Genomic DNA, 19,449 nt, shown 5'->3' with positions numbered 1-19,449 from the left:
TTCCCATCTTTGTATTCACGTTAACGTGTTATCGATGAAGAAAATCAAGTTAGATATTGTGGGCTTATCATATAGCCAGACCCAGTCTGGTGCGTATGCCCTAGTTCTCGGAGAGGTAGGAGGTAACCGAAGACTACCTGTCATCATTGGAGGCTTTGAAGCGCAATCCATTGCCGTTGAAATCGAAAAAATGACTCCAAGCAGGCCGCTAACCCATGATTTATTCAAATCGTTCGCTGAAACCTTTAAGATAAAATTAGAAGAAGTCTTGATCTACAACCTGGTAGACGGGATATTCTTTGCCAAATTGATCTGTACAGATGGTGAACAGACTTCAGAAATCGACGCCCGTACATCGGATGCTGTTGCCCTTGCTGTTCGCTTCGAATGCCCGATCTACACCTATGATTTTATCATGAACACAGCCGGAATCGTGATCGAAGGAAATGACTTTGCTTTCCTTGAAAACATCGAAAACGTAGGAAACTACAAACAATCGGATACTCCAACCGAGGAAAAAGAAAAAGAACAAGAAAGCGTTGAAAAAGAACCAGCAAAAAACAAACCATCACCTTACGCTTCCTTAACGCTGGAACAACTTGAAAAGACCCTGGAAAAAGCCATCGAAAACGAACAGTATGAGACGGCAGCCAAAATCAGGGACGAAATCGAAAAACGAAAATCTTAATTTCTACCTACAATAACTAATAGCAAAATACGATGTCTATTAAACTGAGGTTAACGATCATGAACTTCCTACAATTCTTCGTCTGGGGAGCATGGTTGATTACTATTGCAAACTATTGGTTTGGGACTAAAAACTGGGGTGGTACCGAATTCGGCGCCATTTTTTCCACCATGGGTATTGCCTCTTTATTTATGCCCACCTTGATGGGTATCATTGCCGACCGTTGGGTCAATGCAGAAAAACTTTATGTAGCCCTTCACCTTCTTTACGCAGCCTGCCTGATCTATCTTGCACAAGTGCAAGACCCAGGATCGTTTTTTACTGTCATGCTGCTCAGTATGTGTTGTTACATGCCTACTTTAGCCCTTTCCAACTCCATTGCCTATACAGCCCTCAACCAAGGGAATTACGACCTCATCAAGGCCTTCCCTCCCATTCGTGTATGGGGAACAGTAGGTTTTATCGCGGCAATGTGGATGACTAACTTAAGCGGAAGTAAAGCAACCGAAGGCCAGTTCTATATTGCTGCCGGCGGTTCCATCTTATTGGGGCTCTATTCCCTGATCTATCTTCCAAAATGTCCTCCCCAGAGACATATCCAAGAGAACGCTAGCTTTTCCCAGATCATGGGACTCGAAGCTTTCAAGCTCTTTGGAAACTTTAAAATGGCGATGTTCTTTATCTTCTCCATGTTCCTTGGCGCAGCCTTACAATTGACCAATGCTTATGGAGATGTCTTCTTGGATGAATTCAAATTCTATCCAAAATATGTCGATTCCTTCGTGGTGAAGTATTCCACAATCATCATGTCCATATCACAGATTTCGGAAACCTTGTTCATCCTTGCGATTCCGTTTTTCTTGAAAAGGTTTGGTATCAAACAGGTCATGTTGATCGCCATGGTAGCCTGGGTGCTTCGATTCGGACTATTCGCTTATGGAAACCCTTCCACTGGCCTATGGATGATTATTATGTCCTGTGTAGTCTATGGGATGGCCTTTGACTTTTTCAACATTTCAGGTTCCCTATTCGTGGAGACCAATACAAATAACAAGATCCGTTCATCAGCACAAGGATTGTTCATGATGATGACCAACGGATTTGGAGCCGTATTTGGCTCTTGGGTATCGGGGTGGATCATTGATAGGTTCTACACCCTTTCGTTCAACGACAGCGCCTCTTTAGCCTCTTTCCTGGACACTACAGCCGACAATGGTTCCCTGCAAAAATTCATCAGCTCCAGAGGAGTTAATGTAAGCAATGGAATCTTCGATCAAGTCATACACTTAAAGGACTGGCACCATATCTGGATCGCCTTTGCCCTGTATACCCTAGTCATTGCTATACTCTTTGCTATCCTGTTTAGACATAAGCATGAAGTTAAATAGTAGTATTTAGTATTTAGTATTTAGACAAAAGATATAAAGCCTGTCAGATTCTGTCAGGCTTTTTTGTTTCTGGATATTTTTCGGGAATAATGGCATAAGAGTAAAGCGGGTAATTTGGGGAGAAATGTCATAAAGATATCTGAGTCATTCCTTTTTGTCATCGAAATCTAATCCATCTGTTAAAAGATGTTAAGAGGCAGTATGCAATATACAATCGGCATTTACTTTGCGTTATAGATAGTACAAACAGAGTAAAAAAGAGTAAAGAGTAAAAAATTTCATAATTTAGGTTAATAATTGGTTAGTTAAAAATCCTGAGGCTCCCCGCCCCAGGATTTTTTTATGCTTTAGCATATTTAATACCTAAGAATAGTCTTAGTAAATCAGCCTAAAGGCTAATTATATGAAGGTTTATTTGCGGCGGGCGTATTCAATACAAACATAAGGCCTACCAACCTTGATAATTTTCTGTGATATATACATCATAATCTTGGTCCATCCGGTGGCTGAGCCTGTCGAAGTCCCCATCCCATTAATCCTGGTTCATTCCCAAATCTTGGTCCATCCGGTGGCTGAGCCTGTCGAAGTCCCAATCCAGTAGCCCGAGCGGCATCTCGACTTCGCTCGATAATCGTCGAGGGCAATCCTGGTTCTTTCCCAAATCTTGGTCCATCCGGTGGCTGAGCCTGTCGAAGTCCCAATCCAGTAGCCCGAGCGGAGTCGAGGGCAATCCTGGTTCATTCCCAAATCTTGGTCCATCCGGTGGCTGAGCCTGTCGAAGTCCCAATCCCGTACCCCGAGCGGAGCCGAGGGGAATCCTGGTTCAAAAAAAAAGACCGCCATGAAGGCGGTCCTTTGTATTTGATAAACTATTTAGTACTATGTTCTTAGAATTTGTATCCAGTCCAGCTGAAAGCACCTGTATCAGCACCTTTCAAGCCATCTTTAGCTGTAGCTGAAGTTCCAGGGATTGTGTTAAGTTTTGCTTTGTCTAGGTTGTTTGCTTTATCAATTGTGTATTCAATTGAAGTCCCTGCAGCAGCAGTACCGTTTTTGTCAGTGTAGTCAACTAAATCAACAACTACTGCGCCTGTAGCATCCAAAACGTTAGTTTTAGGACCGAATTTCACAAAAGCATTAGTAATGGTAGCTTTAGCACCTCTTCTGATTTTGAATACATCGTGCATGGTTAAGTTTGCACCTAATCCTGGAGCGTTATTGATGATAGTGATACCATCAACTTTGAAGTTTGATTGGTTTACATGGCTTGGAGCTTTTCCGTCCATGTTACCATCAGCTTCGATACCACGTGGGTCAACAGTTACTGGCAAGTAACCTTCTTCACGGATACCATATACGTTTTTAACTGTACCTGAATAACCTTCAGTAAAGTCAAACATATCATCTGTACAGTTTACTACTAAAATGTTAGAAGCGTTTACTGATCCACCGAAGAACTCGATTGCATCATCATCACCGTATGCTAAATAAATATTAGACAAGGTAGTTTTGTTACCAACACCGTTCAAAGTAAGACCATTGTGTTCTTTCTCATCAGAGATACGAGCACCAGTGTACTCGATTCTTACGTAGTTAAGAATACCTGAATTGTCATCAACAACACTACCACCGTATTTGTATGCCTCACCAATCTCAGCATTGTTCTCAGTTACTTTTCCAGCTTCACCTGAAAGAGGTGCTTTTCCGTTGATCAAGACACCACCCCAATCTCCTTCTTTAGGCTTTGCAGCTGCTGAAGTGAAAACAATTGGTTTTGCTGCTGTACCGTTCGCCATGATCTTTCCACCACGCTCAACCATTAAATACACATCAGTACCTCCGTCTAATGCTTTGATCACAGTTCCCGCAGGAATGGTCAAAGTCACTCCGTCCTTCACATATACTGCACCTGTCATCGTGTATTCAGTATTAGCATCTAGAACCATGTCTTTAGTGATGTTACCAATTAATTTTGCTTCCCCTTTTTCGCCTGGACCCACAATAGGATCAGTCGAAGTACAAGCTGTAAATGCTAAAGCGCTAGCTGCTAAAATTGAAAATAATTTTGTCTTCATAATCTTTTAATTTCTACACAAAGAAACTGTTACCAATTAACCTTTGTGTTATGTGTAAATTAATTTATTGTTAAAACTTGTAAGAAACTCCTGCACTAAAATCTACCCCGCGCTTAAAGCTCTCCACGATGATGCTCGGAGCTCCATTCACAAACCCACGATTGTATTGACGCTCTGGATTTAAGATGTTTTCAGCCTTGATATTGACACCAAATTTCCTGCTGATCGTACCGTTCATCACGAAATCCAAGGTCGGATAGCCTTTTTCCATTACGTTCTCATATCCGTTCGTACCTAAGGCATAAATACGGTCTGAGAAGTAGTTCAAGACCAAGGTAGGTTGTAGGTCAAAATTCTTGAAATATGCTTTATAAGAAAGGTCTGCATTCACTAAGATTGGCGATGCGCCCTCCAATTTATCCTCTGCTTTTAGGAATCTCGCAAATGTATAATCCAACTTTTGTTTCGAATGCAGATACGAGAAGTTCAGACCTGCTGACAATACGTTTTCGCCAAACTCACCTGCAGTACGCAATAAGTCTTTCTTCACCTCTAACTCTGCACCCAATACCGTAGCTTGGCTACCTGTGTTCGCAAAAGTAAATGGGTTACCTGATGAGAAGGTCTGGATTCTTGAAATCGGGTTTTTGATGTTTTTATAGAATAAACCAACCGCAACCAAATCACCAGCTCCTGGGTATAATTCCCATTTCAAATCCGCATTGATCACTTCTGATGGAACTAGATTACTGTTACCTTGAGTAGTAATATTCTGTCCATTGTACAACATCGGTGCAATTTCAATAAACTGCGGCAAGATATAAGACTGGCTTCCTGATGCTCTCAAGATCATCTTTTCGGTTAAACTATATTTCAAGTTCAAACTTGGCAAAAAGTAGTTCTTGTCAATGATCGATGGACCACTCACATCACTGTTACCAATGTTGGTGTTATATTCTACTGTTTGTTTGATTTTATCGAAACGAAGACCAACTAAAGCAGTGAATTTCTCATCAAATTGGTAAGTCAGGTTTCCTAATGCCGAATGTACATCCTTGTTTCCTAAGTAGTAAAAAGGATCTGCATTGTTCTTTCCACGACCGGTTTCGATTTGGAATTTGTTACCTACATTCTCTTGGGTAAAGAAATTGTCCAAACCATTCATGTCAGCGGTTTCTGGGTATGGAGGGATTAGTTTGAAGTTATAGATAACTGCTCTAAAATCTCTTCTTACAATGTTCCCGTTATATCCAAAGTCAATTTTTCTTTCAAAATCCGTGTTATCACCAAGTTTGTAAGATAAGATTGCTTTTGCGGTCACTCCTTTTTCATTCATGTACGAGTAGAAACGCTCATTACTGTTCGCTGAACTTGTATGGAACGCTAGCTTGTTATCTCTGAATAAAAGTTTATTGTTTCTACGGTCAGGTTCATTACCAATGGTATAGTTGAATCCTAAACCTAAATCAGCAGTCAGTTTTTCTGAAAGTGATAACTTAGAAAGGATTTGGTTAACAAATAAGTGGTTATCATTTACTTGTTGTCTTCTGTTCATTTCCTTATCACCTTCTAGCTCATTCTCACCAATACCAAACATATCCCAGATGGTTTGGGTCTGGTCATGGATATACAATGAATTGAAGCTTACTGAACTGTTGTTCCAAGTATAACGTGCATTCAACATACCCGATTGGGATACATTATATTCGTTGGAGGTATAATCTTTGTCTAAGAATAGGGCACCCTCATTGTTTGCTCCTTGGAATTTACCTTCATAGTAACGGTATTTGCTTTCCATTCCAGCAGTAAAGAATATACTTAATGGATTGTTGTTTACTAAGAAGCGTTTGTTAGCTGATAATTTGATACCTGAATTGATCAGATTTTTGATTGGCGTAGGCGTCCAAGAATTCTGGAAAGCGTGCTGGCTAAAATCTGTGATCGGAGGTTTTGAACCTGCTGGAAGTGTTCCAAACCAGTTTGTTCCATTAATCCTGCGGAAATTATCCTGGCCAATGGTCTGTGAGTTACCACCACCGCTCAATCCAATCTCTAAACTGTTTCCTGTTGCTTCTTTCGTGAAGATATCGATGTTTGCTCCCGCGACATCTCCCGAAATACCAGGGTTCAGGGTCTTGTTTACATTGATGTTTTGAATAACATCAGTTCCAAAGAAATCCAAGGATACGTTTTTGTACAATGGATTTTCCGACGGCAATGGCAAGCCATTTAATGAAGTTGAATTATAACGGTCGCCTAATCCACGAACCAATACATTCCTTACACCTTCTTGTCTTGATACACCCGCCATTTTAGTCAATGCTGCTCTGGCATCGCTAACTCCTTTTCTAGAAAGCTCCTGTGCACCAATGGACTCCACCATCAGGTTCGATTTCTTTCTTTCTTCTAATAAGGCTAATTCTGTAAATTTCTCACGGCGTCTGGTCACAACGACTTCCTCGATCACCGCATCTGCATTTTTCAGCGCAAAAGACACAAACTCCGTGTCGCTTGACTGCAACGTAAAGTTCATCTCCTGGGCATCGTACCCCATTAGAGTCGCACGAATCAGATATTCCGCGGATTTATCGCTAGGTAGGGGGATGAAAAACTCACCCTTGTCATTTGTGGTTGTGCCCAACTGGGAGTTCGCAATTGTTACTGTAACACCTGCCAAAGGTTGGTAGGACTCCACGTCCACAACTGTCCCCTTTACTCCAAATGGTGCTTGCTGGGCATAGCTCATCATCACGCCGAAGCAAACAACCAACAATAAAAATACTCGTTTAATACAATTCATACAATGTTAATATTATGTTGCAAAAGTATAATCGTATTGTTACGTGAATATTAATCCTTCATTATGTTAATATTAGTCTCTAGTTAAATAATTGTTAAGACACCTATCGGTCAAATTGTTACCCTTTAGATTGGGTTTAGCCAACAATTAGTGCTATTTTGCAACAAAGTTTTATTATGAGCGATTTTGTATTAAAAACCTCCAGTTTATCGTATCAATATCCTAAAGGCCCCAAACTTTCTTTCCAAGATCTGCTGCTTGCCGATCAGCAACATACCTTGGTATTAGGGGACTCTGGATCCGGAAAATCAACCCTGTTGAACCTGATCGCAGGTTTTTCATCGCCAACAACCGGACAGGTCATCATCAACGGACAAGATCTTTATCAGCTCTCCGGAAGTGATCTGGATAAATTCAGGGCGCAAAACCTAGGATTTATTTTTCAGGAAGCCCATCTGCTCAAAAATCTCTCTGTAACAGAAAATATCAAACTTGCCCAAAGTCTAGCGGGACTCGCTGTCGATGAACAGGCCATAAAATCACTGTTGGAAAAACTGCAATTGGGAGGTTTTGGAAACAGAAGACCCAATGAACTGAGCCGCGGACAGGTACAACGTGTCGCTATCGCTAGGGCACTCATAAACAAGCCCTTGCTTTTGATTGCAGACGAACCCACCGCTGCCCTAGACGACAAGAATACCTTTCTGGTTGTGGAGCTGATCAAGGGCCTTGCCAAAGAACAAGGAAGCACCCTTTTGATCTCTACCCATGACAAAAGGTTAAAGGATGAATTTACGAACAACTACATACTAGCTGCGCAATAAGATGAACACACTACAATTAGTCTGGAAAAACATATCACAACAATGGGGCTCCACGCTGTTAAGTATCATCCTAACCGCATTCGGAGTAGCCATATTGGTAAGTATCTATATTACCAGCGACACTTTTGAAAAACAGCTCGACAGCAATAGCAAACAGGTTGACCTCGTGGTAGGTGCCAAAGGCAGCCCTCTACAATTGATCCTGAGTGCATTGTACCATGTGGACAACCCCACCGGTAACATCAAATTAGCCGAAGCCGAAAAGCTGATGGATAACCCTTTTATTGAAAAAGCAGTTCCCATTTCCCTAGGCGATAACTTCAAAGGTCACCGAATCGTTGGAACGGACACTAGCTTTATGGGCTTATATGAGCTCCAATTAGCCGATGGTCAATTATGGAACAAAAGCTATGAAGTGGTTATTGGTAGTGAAACTGCCCGTAAAAACAAACTGAAATTAGGGGATCAAGTACATGGAGCCCATGGTTTAGCTGAAAACGCCCATGTCCACGAAGAACATCCTTTTACCGTTGTCGGAATCCTGAAACCATCGGGTTCTATCGTAGACAACCTTTTATTGACCAACCTAGAAAGTGTTTGGGATATCCATGGAATCGGTCACGAGGAACACGACCATGAGCACGATCATGCTGATGAAGCTCATGATCATGAACATGCAGACCATAACCACGATGAACATGCGCATGAACATACAGCTACAGAAACCCATCAACACGAGGAACATGATCATGATCATGCTGATCACGAACATGAAGAAATCGTAGCAGAAAAACCTAACCCTCTTACTCAAGCTACTGAAGATAGCCTAGTGACAGAACGTCCTAGATCGGATGTATTCGTAAAGAGCATCGCTGATGATATCGTTCAGGACAAAGGATTGGAGATTACGGCCTTATTGGTCAAATTCAGCTCCCCTGCTGCCATTGGTGTTGTTCCTAAATTGGTCAACCAATCCACCAGCATGCAGGCAGCATCCCCGGCATTGGAAACAGCAAGATTGTTTTCTTTAATGGGTGTAGGGATCGATTCTCTTGAAATCTTGGCTTATGTCATTATGATCATCGCGGGATTGAGCGTGTTTATCAGTCTATACAATGCCCTGAAGGACAGGAAATATGACCTTGCCATCATGAGGACATTAGGCGCAAGTAAGATTAAACTATTTACCATGCTGATTGTCGAAGGATTGGTAATCACCTGCATTGGAGGTATTGTCGGATTGTTCATTGGTCATATTGGCCTGTACCTGATCAGTACACAGACCAGTCAGAGTGCAGACTTTATCCAAGCATTCCAGATATATAGTAAAGAATGGTTAATTTTGCTTACTGCTTGTTTGATCGGTGTGATAGCATCCCTTATACCAGCAGTTAAAGCATATAACACAACAATTTCTACCATTTTAGGTAATAAGTAATGATGAGAAAGTTAATATTTACAGTATTCGTATTGATGATGACTGTGAGCTTTTCAAAAGCTCAAATCGGAAACTATAGCAATGAAACCCAGGTTCCAGACCATACTCCTATGATGAACGGCACTTGGGAAGCCATTGACAAAATGATGTACAAGGTGTCTACCGTGGGTAACAAAAAAGTGTATACGCCAACCTATCCACCTGCATTGAAAAAATTAGAGAATACCATAGTAGACCTTCCAGGTTATATGGTGCCATTAGTGAGTGGCAGAAACCACAGCACTTATATGTTATCGGTATTGCCGATCACCCAGTGTCAATTCTGTGGTACCAATGGTATTCCTCCAATGGTTGAGATCTTTATGAAAAAAGGAACAGTGAAGTTTACGGATGAACCGATCAAGATCAAAGGAAAGATGAAGTTCAATCCTGAACCCTTAAAAGGTAATGCGGAAATCCAAATTGTGGATGCTGAACTCGTGAACTAACGGTTCAACAAAGCAATTTCTGTACAAGCATACAAAGCAGCCGTTTCTGTGCGAAGTCTGGCCTCCCCTAGGGAAACCGGAATAAATCCTACAGAAATGGCTTTTTCTATTTCAGAAGGCGAGAAATCCCCCTCAGGACCGATCAAGATCAGATAGCGTTGGCCGCGCTCAAATTCCTGGTTTAAGTATTTCTTCTCTGCATCTTCTTCACAATGGGCAATAGCCTTTTTCAAGTCCTTGTCCTCCCCAGCCTTGTTCAAGAAGGCATCCAAACTGATAGCTTCATTTAGAAGGGGCATATAAGCCTTTAGAGACTGTTTCATCGCCGAAACGATGACTTTATTCAAACGCTCGGTTTTGACCTCCCTGCGCTCGGAATGCTCACTGATGATTGGAGTGATTTCCTGGATCCCGATTTCGGTCGCCTTTTCCAAGAACCATTCGATCCGATCGATGTTCTTGGTGGGTGCCACAGCAATATGTAAATGGTAATTAGGCTTTTGAAATTCTGGGGTATAATTTAAAATGCGCAGCTGTGTCCTTTTGGGATGTGCATCGGCTATCTCAGCTTCATAAAACCCACCGACCCCATCAACCAATTGAACCTGGTCGCCCACATTCAATCGCAAGACACGCACAGCATGCTTGCTTTCTTCCTCAGAAAGTTGAAATAAGCTTTGATCAGGCTTTAAATCTGCTGTATAGAATAAATGCACAATATGATGGATTATTCTTCGTCCTCATCGTTTGGAGTTTCGACAAGGTCCAATTTTACAAATTCAATGTTCTGTTGGGTCTTCTTGATGATGGTAAAACGGTAACCCAATTGTTCCGTGCTATCGCCAACATCTGGAATCTTCTCAAAGAGATGCGAAACCAAACCAGCAATCGTATCATAATCTGAACTCTCAGGTAATTCCAATGGCAAATGGCCGTTGGCATCATGTACACTGGCACCAGCGTCCACCATAAATTCAGTTTCAGAAATCTGCTCAACTACTGGAGTTTCCTCATCGTACTCATCCTGGATCTCTCCGACCAATTCTTCCACGATATCTTCAAGCGTAACCATACCAGCCGTTCCTCCAAATTCATCAAGGACAAAAGCAATCTGGATCCGTTTCAATTGGAACTCCGTCATCAAGTCGTTGATCTTTTTGGTCTCAGGAATAAAATATGGCTTACGCATGATGTTCTTCAATACCACATCTTTACCCTTTACAATAAGCGGTAAGATGTCTTTGGTATGGACAACACCAATGATCTGGTCAATATTATCATCATAGATCGGAATACGGGAATATCCCTCTTCCGTTACCGTATTGATAAACTCCTCTGCGGTATCATCCTTGTCTACTGCTACGATCTTGGTACGAGGCACCATAATGTTCTTGACGATACGCTCATTGAAATCAAAGACGTTCTTGATCAGCTCATGTTCAGCATTGTTCAAGGCACCACTCTCCTTTCCTTTCTCCAATAGGTATTGGAGTTCTTCGGATGAATGGCTAGCTTCATGGGCACTCACTTGGATCCCGATCAATTTCAACAGGAAATTGGCGAAACCGTTCAACAACCAAATGATCGGTCGGAAGATGTAATAGAAGAATTGAAGCGGCACAGCCACTTTCATTGTGGTTGCCACAGGTTTTTGGATCGCGATGGACTTAGGAGCCAACTCCCCAAAAACAATATGTAAAAAGGTAATGATACTGAACGCTAGGACATGGCCTAGGTTAGTCGCTAATTTACCGGTAAGTTCAACGTTAAAAAATCCGAAGATCTGGTGTACGATCTGCGTCATGACGGCTTCACCGACCCAACCTAAGGCTAGGGAAGCCAAGGTAATACCCAATTGGGTAGCAGCTAGGTAACCGTCCAAATGATCGGTAATGCTCTTGGCCATCTTGGCAACTTTGCTGCCCGATTTAGCCTGTAGCTCAATCTGAGAGGCTCGAACCTTGACAATAGCGAATTCAGCTGCAACGAAAAAACCATTTGCCAGCACTAAAAAGATAGTCCAAAAAATATCAATTGCCATGATTTAGGTTTTTATTAGCGAATTCTTTCTTGTACAATTCTAAACTCTCTAATATAACATTTTGAGCGATAGCTCTTCCACTAATTTTATTAATAATAACTTTTTTACCTTCCAGGTTTTTATACTCCTGGAAAAACTGCACGATTTCTTTCATGGTATGAGGCGGAAGCTCCGAAATATCATTGATGTAGTTATAGGCCATATCGTTTTTCGCTACGGCAATAATCTTATCATCCTGTTCACCGGAATCCGTCATGCCCATCACACCGATTACTTTTGCATCCACTAGGGACGCAGGAACAAGATCCACTGAACATAACACAAGTATATCCAGTGGATCTTTGTCGCCACAGTAACTTTGTGGAATAAAACCATAGTTGCTAGGATACACCATTGAAGAATGCAATACCCTATCCAACTTGATCATTCCAGAAGCCTTATCAATTTCATATTTGCCCCGGCTACCTTTGGGGATTTCAATTACTGCTGTAACAGTACTTGGCGCATCCTTTCCTGGGGAAACCTGGTGCCATGGGTGCTGCTCCTGACCTAGCCCGAGTAGGCTGGAAAACATCAAGAACAGCGACAATAAAATTGAGAGGTCCATGAAAATGGTTACTTAGTCCTAATTTCTTTATTGTAAAGTTCGATACTTTCCATGATAATGTTCTGAGCATAAGCACGGCCATAAAGATTCTCAATGGTCACATTCTTACCCTCTAGGGTTTTATAATCTTGGAAGAAACGAACGATTTCCTTCATCGTGTGCGGAGGAAGTTCTGATAAGTCGTTGATGTAGTTTACAGACATATCGTGTTTGGCAACGGCAATGATTTTGTCGTCTTGTTCACCATTGTCGATCATGTGCATCACACCTACAACTTTAGCTTCGATCATACACATTGGGTAAACATCAACTGAGCATAAAACTAAAATGTCCAACGGATCTTTATCATCGCAATATGTCTGTGGAATGAAACCATAGTTAGCTGGATACATTACAGAAGAAAACAATACACGGTCCAATTTGATCAAACCACTGTCTTTGTCGATCTCATATTTCGCTTTAGAACCTTTAGGAATTTCGATAATGGCATTTACGGAGTTAGGCAAGTCCTCACCAGGAGACACTTGATGCCAAGGATGTTGTGTACTCATTAAATAATTACTGTTTGTTTATTTCGTTTTTCGTTTTTCTATTCTTAAGCCACTTTTTCAACAGAGCAATCGCGATAGGTAGGAATGCGATGACGATCAAGGCGACGATGATATACTCTACATAATCGATGATCCACGGGAATTCTATACCTAAATAATAGCCTGATAGGGTCAATAATGACACCCACAACAGGGCTCCCAGCACATTGAACAGCACGAACTTCCTGAAGTTCAGCTGTACTACACCTGCAAAGATGGGTGCAAATGTACGAATAATAGGTACAAATCGTCCAATTATTAATGCCGTACCACCATATTTCTGGAAAAACTCCTCGGCCATGATCACATATTTCCGCTTGAAAAGTATGGAATCCTTCCGTTTAAAGAGCATTGGACCCGTTCGATGCCCAAACCAATAACCGGCAAAATTACCGAGTATACCGGCGGATAAAATACCAAAATACAATGTAACAATGTCCACATCGATTTTATCCAGCGCACAAAACAGCCCCGCTAAAAACAACAAATAATCCCCTGGGAGAAAAAATCCAAAGAAAAGACCGGTTTCGGCAAAAACTATAAGACAGACGATGTAGAATCCACCGTGACTTAAGAGATATTCAGCATCTAGCAATTGTTGAAAAGACAACAAGTATTCTTGCATAGTAAATTATATTTCCCGCTTTGGAATTAAGCTGGGTTTGTTATCGTTGAAATTGCATCACGAATTGTGTCCGCTATAGCGTTCAAGCTATCCTCAGAAAGCTTCAACTTTGGTCGCTCAAAGTTCATGTCGTGCACATGGTTCAATGGAATCAAATGAATATGCGCATGGGCAACTTCTAGACCAACTACAGCTACTCCTACCTTCTGACATGGAAATGCCTGCTTGATCCCTTGGGCAACAATCTTGGCAAAAACCCACATCCCCATATATTCCTCGTCGTTGATGTCAAAGATATAGTCTGTTTCTTTCTTCGGAATAACTAAGACATGTCCTTCAGTTAGTGGATTTATATCTAAAAAAGCTAAGTAATCATTGCTCTCAGCAACTTTATAGGCAGGAATCTCTCCTGCAACGATTTTAGCGAATATGGTTGACATAAACTATAGTTCAATTTCGTGAGTAACAAAGATAATAATTTTGTGCACATATGAACAGACATTCAGCCCTCTAGAAGCATAAGATTTAACTTCAATGTGACATTTATTGATTTCTTAACAATAAAATAACTACAAATAGGACAAAAAACCCATTAATACCCCCTATTTTCTCCACTCAAATAGGAAGATACTATTTTCTCAAAACCGACCATTCCGAGTCAAGCCCAAGCAAGTTTTATGGCTACGCCAGCTTATCCTTATTCGAGGCATATATTGAAATTCCCGAATATGCCTCGAATGAGAGCAAAGCCATTCCCGAAGCAACAGCCAAAAATCAAAAGGATATAATTATTATGGAAAGGTTAGAAAAAACGCCTTGCGGAATATAATGGCACAAAAAAGCCCCGAGAGATCGGGGCTGTAAATTTTAAGAAAAGTGCGGTTATGGCATCACCGCACATAACCTTTATTTCATTATCTTGAAATCTCCAGAACTTCTAATTCAAGTTGTCCTGCTGGAACTTCAACCGTTGCTATATCACCAACCTGGAGTCCTAGTAGACCTTGAGCGATCGGTGATTTAACAGAAATCTTTCCTGCCTTTAAATCAGCTTCTGTTTCCGAAACCAATTGGTAAGACATGACTGCTCCATTTTTCTTATTCTTTATCTTTACGTAAGACAACGCCAATACCTTGGAGGTATCCAAGCTCGACTCATCGATGATCCTTGCTGATGCCAAAACTTCTTCTAGTTTAGCAATCTTGGCTTCATGTAGACCCTGAGCTTCCTTAGCGGCATCGTATTCAGCATTCTCCGAAAGGTCTCCCTTATCTCTTGCTTCAGCAATTGCTTTAGCGATGTTCGAACGACCTTCTGTTTTTAGGTATTGAAGCTCTTCTCTAAGCTTTGTTAATCCTTCTTCTGTGTAATAAGTTACTTCTGCCATAATATGTACCTTTTACCCTGTTTTTATAGTTTTCTAATATTTTAATAAACAAAAAAAAGACAAGACCACACTATCCGCTAATAGGACAACATGGTCTTGCTCTTCTGACGAAGTTATATAATTAAATTTAATAAAACAAATATCTAACTTACATCATCAGTCTCTTCATTGATGAATCTATAGCCCAATCCTCTAACGGTTTGTAAGTAGTGAGGTTTGTCGGGATTGGTTTCAATTTTCTTTCTCAAGCGCACAACGTGCATGTCCAATGTACGGGTATTCACGTTGGAACTATAGCCCCATACCACCTCCATCAATTCTTCGCGGGTGATATCTCTGCCCTTGTTTTGCAAGAAGTGCAACAGGATACGGTTTTCAAGGATAGTAAGCTCGATTTTCTTACCATCTCTGATCAGCGAATGTACATTGGGGTGATGTTCGGTGTCACCGAAATGGTAAACCTCGTTTTGGGTTTTAGGCACAAAAAAGCGTACTTTATTCTCAATCATCGCCACTAATACATCCATATTGAATGGTTTAGTGATATAATCGGTCACTCCGTAGCTATATGCATCAATTTTATCGATATCTTGGGATTTGGCGGTCATCATGATAATGATGTTCTCAAACCCAGACTTTCTTACGGACTCACATACATCTATCCCTTCCTTTCCTGGCAACATCCAATCCAATAGAACGATATCCGGCTTTTGGTCTAAGATGATTTTCTCAGCCTCCAAGCCGTCACTGCATTGAATTACTTGAAAATTTTCGGTCTGTAGACGGTGACTAACCAAGAACCTTAAGTTATCATCATCCTCTACAACGGCAATAGTTATATCTTTATTCATAGTATTCTAAACATTATTTAGGAAAACTCAAAGTAAATGTCGTCCCTTCTCCCTCCACACTACTGACTTTGATCTCTCCACCCATAAATTCGGTAATCTCTTTGCAAAATGCCAATCCTAGCCCAACACTCCCACCTTGATTGAACTGATTCTTTACTCTATAAAATTTCTTAAATATGTTTTTAAGTTCATTTTTGTTTATCCCAATTCCTTTATCACTAAACTTCATGATAAAGTGCTTTTTAGATTGTTGCACACTAATATCAATAAATTTTCTTGAAACTTCTGAATATTTGTATGCATTATCAATTAAATTCTGGAACACGGAATTCAATAAAACCGGATCTGTATGCATTTTGCTATCCACATCAATGTGATGCGTCAGGTTCAGATCGGGATATTTAATACGCGTTCCAGCAAATACTTCCTCGCAAAAACTGTTCAAATCAATGTATTCTCCTTTAAATTTTAATGATTTATTCTCTATCTGTGTGAAAGACAGCAACTTATTCATTAAATTATTTAATTTGTCAGCCTCCTGATCCAGGATCTTTCCATACATCGCTCGCTCTTGATCACTTATTTTCTCCGCACTCCGAATATTGTTCCCCGCAATCTTGATCACGCTCACAGGTGTCTTAAACTCATGCGTAAGGTTGTTGATAAAGTCATATTGCAATTGAAACAACCTACTATTGATGGAGATATTCCTATAAATCAAATAAATAATCAATAACAAAATTAAATATAATAAGGAAACGCCCAATACAACAGGAAAAAATCTTCTATTAATCTCTCCTCTCAAAAAATGTTCCGATGAATCAAATTGCAGCTTATAGTCGGCTAAGGCACCTGGCAAAGGCATATCAGTGGAAAGAAAGGCTTCTTCTTCCATTACATTCGGATCGGCGATCGCCTTGATCCGAATGGATTCATACAGCCTCTTTTGGTTATTGACTATTTTTATCTTTTGTGGATTAACCTTATAGACAAATAAATCTTGATCAAAGGCCACCGGTGCAGTCATTGCTGTGGTGTCATCCATCATAGATTTATAGGCGCGCAGGGTATTGACACGTGGAATGTTCAGATAGGTAATTTTTCCAGGGACCGTGTTGTAAAAGATCCTATAGATATCATTTTCACTCAATGAGGTAGAATCATCCAAGACGTCCAAGAAATTTACCATTTTAATGGCCATATTATTGAAATCATTGGAATTGGGTCTATTTTCTACGGATGAAACAGAGGCTTTGACCAATTTATTCTCTTTATCCAATCTATAGGAAAAGATCGACCTGGGATAGGTCAATAGGTTCTGAAAGCGTACACCGCGAACCGTTGGGTTTTGATTGGTGAACAGCACATCATAAAAGACCACCTCATCTATAAAAGGGTTTTTGCGCAATACCTTTTCAGAATAATTACTGGCATGTATGGAGTCAAGGTATCCCTGATAATTGGAAACCTCGGAGATATCGTTGTTGTAAAAGCTGTTGAAGGGTTTTAGGGTCGCATCAAAGACATCGACTTTTCGGTTGTAAAATTCAGATTCCACAAAGTTGGACATCATCGTCCTCGCCAAGAAAACTGAAATGATATATAGGACCGTCAAAAAGGCCAAAAAGGCAATCAACAAACCAATGTTTTTCCTGTATTTACTTGCTCTTTTCACCATGTGTGATTACTTCAGGTACACTGCAAGGAATTTCTCTATCTCCTGATAATATTCGACAATATTCTCTTCGTTCCTGAATCTTTTGCTTTCTTCTTTCTTAAAGATATAACGAACTGGAACTTCATTGCCCTTCAATTTACCAACAAATTGATTAGCATCGGTAACTGAACTGTATTTATCTTTTCCTCCTTGGAAAAATAGGATGGGAATCCGCACCTTGTCAGCGTGGAAAATTGGTGAAATTGCCTGAAACAATTCTGGTTCTGTTTCGGGATTCCCGATAATTCTATAGAATAATTGTACGTAATGTTTTAGATGTGGAGGGATCTCCCTGAAATAAGTAAATAAATTACTGTATCCCGAAGAGGAGATGGCACATTTATACAAAGAAGGGTTAAATGCAGCAGCATAAAGAGCTGAATATCCTCCAAAGCCTGTCCCCATGATGGCAATCTTTTCCTTATCGGCAATCCCCTGATGGATTAACCAAGCGACACCATCCGTAATATCAGATTGGATTTTTCCGCCCCATTCCTTAAAACCAGAGGTCCAAAAGTCCTTTCCATATCCAACCGATCCTCGGTAATTTACTTGGAAGACCGTGTAACCACGATTGGCAAGGAACTGAACTTCGGGATCAAATCCCCATTCCGATCTTCTGTTAGGCCCATCATGGACCAATACAACCACTGGACTGTTCTTTCTTTTATTTTTAGGATAGGTAATATAGGCATGGATATTCTTGTTATCTCTGGACAGGAACTCCACTTCTTCCATTTGATTGAACTCCAAATCCTTCAGTTTAGGATTCTCTTCATTCAAGAGCTGTATATCGTCTTTCTCTTTATTGTAATAGTAGGTCTCGCCGGGATGTATATCGCTATACACACGGACCACAAAGCCGGTCAGGCTGCTGTCGCTATCCAAGAATCCGATCTCAGAATCCTTAAACTTCTTTTTCAGCTTTTTATAGACCTGCTCGTAGGTAGGGTTAAAGATGTTTTTCTTAAACTTATCGATGAAGGATGTGGTATAGAGCATTTCCTGCAAATTGGCAGAGTAGCCCTCTACCCCAAGGTCACCAAGTTTGTTTTCATAGATATTGCGAACTTCTTTGCCATTTTCAGCATCAAACTCCACCAATGCCATCTTATCTCTGTTCTGATTTGATAGGGCATAAACATTTTTATCAGAATTCTTCACGAAACCTAGCGGCACAAAAATCGTTTCGAAATCATTTTTCATGACCTCTTTGAAAGGCAGTCCGTCATTTTTTCGGTACAATAATGACTCCTGTACGCTATCACTGGTCAGTGCCATTCTAACCACACCATCCGGTGCGCCAATCCAGCTCACGACATTCCCCGGGTTATGCTGCACCAATTGCGGCTTTCTTCCGTCCAGATAAATCCGATAGAGATCAAACAGGGACGAATCACGCAGGTTCAATCCAGCCATTATGCTATTATCCTTCTCAACAATCGGGTAAACCCAACGCAACCTGGACTTTTCAGGCGAAAAAAGGGCCTGTCTTTTTTCGGTTTTCACATCGATCTGGAACATCCTCAAACTATCCGTCGGTGACTGGGTATTAGAAAAAATAATGCGTTTATTGTCCAGCCAGAAAAAGCTTTGGACGTTCAAATTGACTTGATAGGTCAATTGCTTGGAAGAATCTGGTTCTTCAAGGTCGAGAATGAAGATATTCTTGCAATGGTCATGCACCCCCAGATAAGCTACTTTGCTTCCATCGGGAGACAGTTTAAAAGAGGTTCTTTCTGGCTTAACGAAAAAGTCCTCGATTGGCACATGGAACTGACCACCCTGTTCTTGCTTACATGAAACGAAAACTAACATGATAAGTAGAACAGAGAACAAGTAATTTAAATTCATTCTATTTTTTTAGCCTCTAATCAAATATTATAAAAAAATACCGTAAAGTTCCTTTTGCAACCTTAATTTTACAGC

The 19,449-nt window shown here is 40.7% G+C and carries 17 protein-coding genes; 5 read left to right on the top strand and 12 right to left on the bottom strand.

From position 1 onward, the window contains the following. Positions 1-34: 34 nt before the first annotated feature. On the top strand, positions 35-688 hold the full coding sequence (locus tag ACK2WI_RS08270) for a bifunctional nuclease family protein (RefSeq protein ID WP_093098894.1): 654 nt from the start codon (positions 35-37) through the stop codon (positions 686-688). A 32-nt stretch (positions 689-720) separates the two neighbouring features. Continuing rightward, positions 721-2,076 (top strand): nucleoside permease, encoded by a 1,356-nt coding sequence (locus tag ACK2WI_RS08265; RefSeq protein ID WP_093098893.1) that lies wholly within the window; start codon positions 721-723, stop codon positions 2,074-2,076. 887 nt (positions 2,077-2,963) lie between these two features. Here the strand turns inward: ACK2WI_RS08265 and ACK2WI_RS08260 are convergent. Together ACK2WI_RS08260 and ACK2WI_RS08255 are read right to left on the bottom strand one after the other, a co-directional pair. Beyond that, positions 2,964-4,151, bottom strand: a complete 1,188-nt coding sequence (locus ACK2WI_RS08260) for a hypothetical protein (RefSeq protein WP_409150332.1) — start codon at positions 4,149-4,151, stop codon at positions 2,964-2,966. A 70-nt stretch (positions 4,152-4,221) separates the two neighbouring features. Next, on the bottom strand, positions 4,222-6,951 hold the full coding sequence (locus ACK2WI_RS08255; RefSeq protein ID WP_409150331.1) for a TonB-dependent receptor domain-containing protein: 2,730 nt from the start codon (positions 6,949-6,951) through the stop codon (positions 4,222-4,224). Between the two features lie 176 nt (positions 6,952-7,127). Between ACK2WI_RS08255 and ACK2WI_RS08250 the strand changes: the two genes are divergently transcribed. From ACK2WI_RS08250 to ACK2WI_RS08240, 3 genes are read left to right on the top strand one after another with little or no spacing between them, the layout of a single operon-like run. Next, the gene (locus tag ACK2WI_RS08250; protein WP_093098888.1) at positions 7,128-7,775 is read left to right on the top strand and encodes an ABC transporter ATP-binding protein; all 648 of its coding nucleotides are present in this window, start codon (positions 7,128-7,130) and stop codon (positions 7,773-7,775) included. A gap of 1 nt (position 7,776) precedes the next feature. Then, positions 7,777-9,213: an ABC transporter permease gene (locus ACK2WI_RS08245; protein ID WP_409150330.1), complete on the top strand. Its 1,437-nt coding sequence runs from the start codon at positions 7,777-7,779 to the stop codon at positions 9,211-9,213. Then, on the top strand, positions 9,213-9,701 hold the full coding sequence (locus ACK2WI_RS08240; protein ID WP_236736521.1) for a hypothetical protein: 489 nt from the start codon (positions 9,213-9,215) through the stop codon (positions 9,699-9,701). Before ACK2WI_RS08245 ends, ACK2WI_RS08240 begins: the two co-directional genes overlap by 1 nt. Here ACK2WI_RS08240 and ACK2WI_RS08235 read toward each other — a convergent pair. From ACK2WI_RS08235 to ACK2WI_RS08190, 10 genes are all read right to left on the bottom strand, one after another. Continuing rightward, positions 9,698-10,417, bottom strand: coding sequence for a 16S rRNA (uracil(1498)-N(3))-methyltransferase (locus ACK2WI_RS08235; RefSeq protein ID WP_409150329.1), 720 nt, complete (start codon positions 10,415-10,417; stop codon positions 9,698-9,700). The genes ACK2WI_RS08240 and ACK2WI_RS08235 overlap by 4 nt on opposite strands. Positions 10,418-10,428: 11 nt before the next feature. After that, the gene (locus ACK2WI_RS08230) at positions 10,429-11,742 is read right to left on the bottom strand and encodes a hemolysin family protein (protein WP_093098883.1); all 1,314 of its coding nucleotides are present in this window, start codon (positions 11,740-11,742) and stop codon (positions 10,429-10,431) included. Continuing rightward, positions 11,732-12,316 carry an inorganic diphosphatase gene (locus tag ACK2WI_RS08225; RefSeq protein WP_313367125.1) on the bottom strand — a complete coding sequence of 195 codons (585 nt, stop codon included), beginning with the start codon at positions 12,314-12,316 and terminating at the stop codon, positions 11,732-11,734. The genes ACK2WI_RS08230 and ACK2WI_RS08225 overlap by 11 nt, the downstream gene beginning before the upstream one ends. A 41-nt stretch (positions 12,317-12,357) precedes the next feature. After that, positions 12,358-12,900 (bottom strand): inorganic diphosphatase, encoded by a 543-nt coding sequence (locus tag ACK2WI_RS08220; protein WP_093098881.1) that lies wholly within the window; start codon positions 12,898-12,900, stop codon positions 12,358-12,360. Positions 12,901-12,907: 7 nt separating this feature from the next. Next, the gene (locus ACK2WI_RS08215; protein ID WP_312697486.1) at positions 12,908-13,564 is read right to left on the bottom strand and encodes a VTT domain-containing protein; all 657 of its coding nucleotides are present in this window, start codon (positions 13,562-13,564) and stop codon (positions 12,908-12,910) included. 26 nt (positions 13,565-13,590) lie between these two features. Further along, positions 13,591-14,004, bottom strand: coding sequence for an HIT family protein (locus ACK2WI_RS08210; RefSeq protein ID WP_409150328.1), 414 nt, complete (start codon positions 14,002-14,004; stop codon positions 13,591-13,593). Positions 14,005-14,478: 474 nt separating this feature from the next. Next, the gene (greA, locus tag ACK2WI_RS08205; protein ID WP_093098877.1) at positions 14,479-14,952 is read right to left on the bottom strand and encodes a transcription elongation factor GreA; all 474 of its coding nucleotides are present in this window, start codon (positions 14,950-14,952) and stop codon (positions 14,479-14,481) included. Positions 14,953-15,095: 143 nt separating this feature from the next. Further along, positions 15,096-15,803: a response regulator transcription factor gene (locus tag ACK2WI_RS08200; RefSeq protein ID WP_093098875.1), complete on the bottom strand. Its 708-nt coding sequence runs from the start codon at positions 15,801-15,803 to the stop codon at positions 15,096-15,098. Between the two features lie 13 nt (positions 15,804-15,816). Beyond that, positions 15,817-17,481, bottom strand: a complete 1,665-nt coding sequence (locus ACK2WI_RS08195; protein ID WP_409150327.1) for a sensor histidine kinase — start codon at positions 17,479-17,481, stop codon at positions 15,817-15,819. Between the two features lie 6 nt (positions 17,482-17,487). Further along, entirely contained in the window at positions 17,488-19,374 is a 1,887-nt protein-coding gene (locus ACK2WI_RS08190; protein ID WP_409150326.1) for a prolyl oligopeptidase family serine peptidase, read from the bottom strand. Positions 19,375-19,449: the final 75 nt, after the last annotated feature.

This window comes from Sphingobacterium sp. BS-2, from assembly GCF_046161205.1.
GTDB lineage: Bacteria > Bacteroidota > Bacteroidia > Sphingobacteriales > Sphingobacteriaceae > Sphingobacterium > Sphingobacterium mizutaii.
Note: the sequence above shows the minus strand (reverse complement) of the source record. Positions and strands in the feature narration are given on the sequence as shown.

Bases quoted from the DNA above. Each gene is read 5' to 3' on its own strand.
- ACK2WI_RS08270 (WP_093098894.1), top strand. From the start codon at position 35: ATGAAGAAAATCAAGTTAGATATTGTGGGCTTATCATATAGCCAGACC.
- ACK2WI_RS08265 (WP_093098893.1), top strand. From the start codon at position 721: ATGTCTATTAAACTGAGGTTAACGATCATGAACTTCCTACAATTCTTC.
- ACK2WI_RS08260 (WP_409150332.1), bottom strand. From the start codon at position 4,151: ATGAAGACAAAATTATTTTCAATTTTAGCAGCTAGCGCTTTAGCATTT.
- ACK2WI_RS08255 (WP_409150331.1), bottom strand. From the start codon at position 6,951: ATGAATTGTATTAAACGAGTATTTTTATTGTTGGTTGTTTGCTTCGGC.
- ACK2WI_RS08250 (WP_093098888.1), top strand. From the start codon at position 7,128: ATGAGCGATTTTGTATTAAAAACCTCCAGTTTATCGTATCAATATCCT.
- ACK2WI_RS08245 (WP_409150330.1), top strand. From the start codon at position 7,777: ATGAACACACTACAATTAGTCTGGAAAAACATATCACAACAATGGGGC.
- ACK2WI_RS08240 (WP_236736521.1), top strand. From the start codon at position 9,213: ATGATGAGAAAGTTAATATTTACAGTATTCGTATTGATGATGACTGTG.
- ACK2WI_RS08230 (WP_093098883.1), bottom strand. From the start codon at position 11,742: ATGGCAATTGATATTTTTTGGACTATCTTTTTAGTGCTGGCAAATGGT.
- ACK2WI_RS08225 (WP_313367125.1), bottom strand. From the start codon at position 12,316: ATGTTTTCCAGCCTACTCGGGCTAGGTCAGGAGCAGCACCCATGGCAC.
- ACK2WI_RS08220 (WP_093098881.1), bottom strand. From the start codon at position 12,900: ATGAGTACACAACATCCTTGGCATCAAGTGTCTCCTGGTGAGGACTTG.
- ACK2WI_RS08215 (WP_312697486.1), bottom strand. From the start codon at position 13,564: ATGCAAGAATACTTGTTGTCTTTTCAACAATTGCTAGATGCTGAATAT.
- ACK2WI_RS08210 (WP_409150328.1), bottom strand. From the start codon at position 14,004: ATGTCAACCATATTCGCTAAAATCGTTGCAGGAGAGATTCCTGCCTAT.
- greA (WP_093098877.1), bottom strand. From the start codon at position 14,952: ATGGCAGAAGTAACTTATTACACAGAAGAAGGATTAACAAAGCTTAGA.
- ACK2WI_RS08200 (WP_093098875.1), bottom strand. From the start codon at position 15,803: ATGAATAAAGATATAACTATTGCCGTTGTAGAGGATGATGATAACTTA.
- ACK2WI_RS08195 (WP_409150327.1), bottom strand. From the start codon at position 17,481: ATGGTGAAAAGAGCAAGTAAATACAGGAAAAACATTGGTTTGTTGATT.
- ACK2WI_RS08190 (WP_409150326.1), bottom strand. From the start codon at position 19,374: ATGAATTTAAATTACTTGTTCTCTGTTCTACTTATCATGTTAGTTTTC.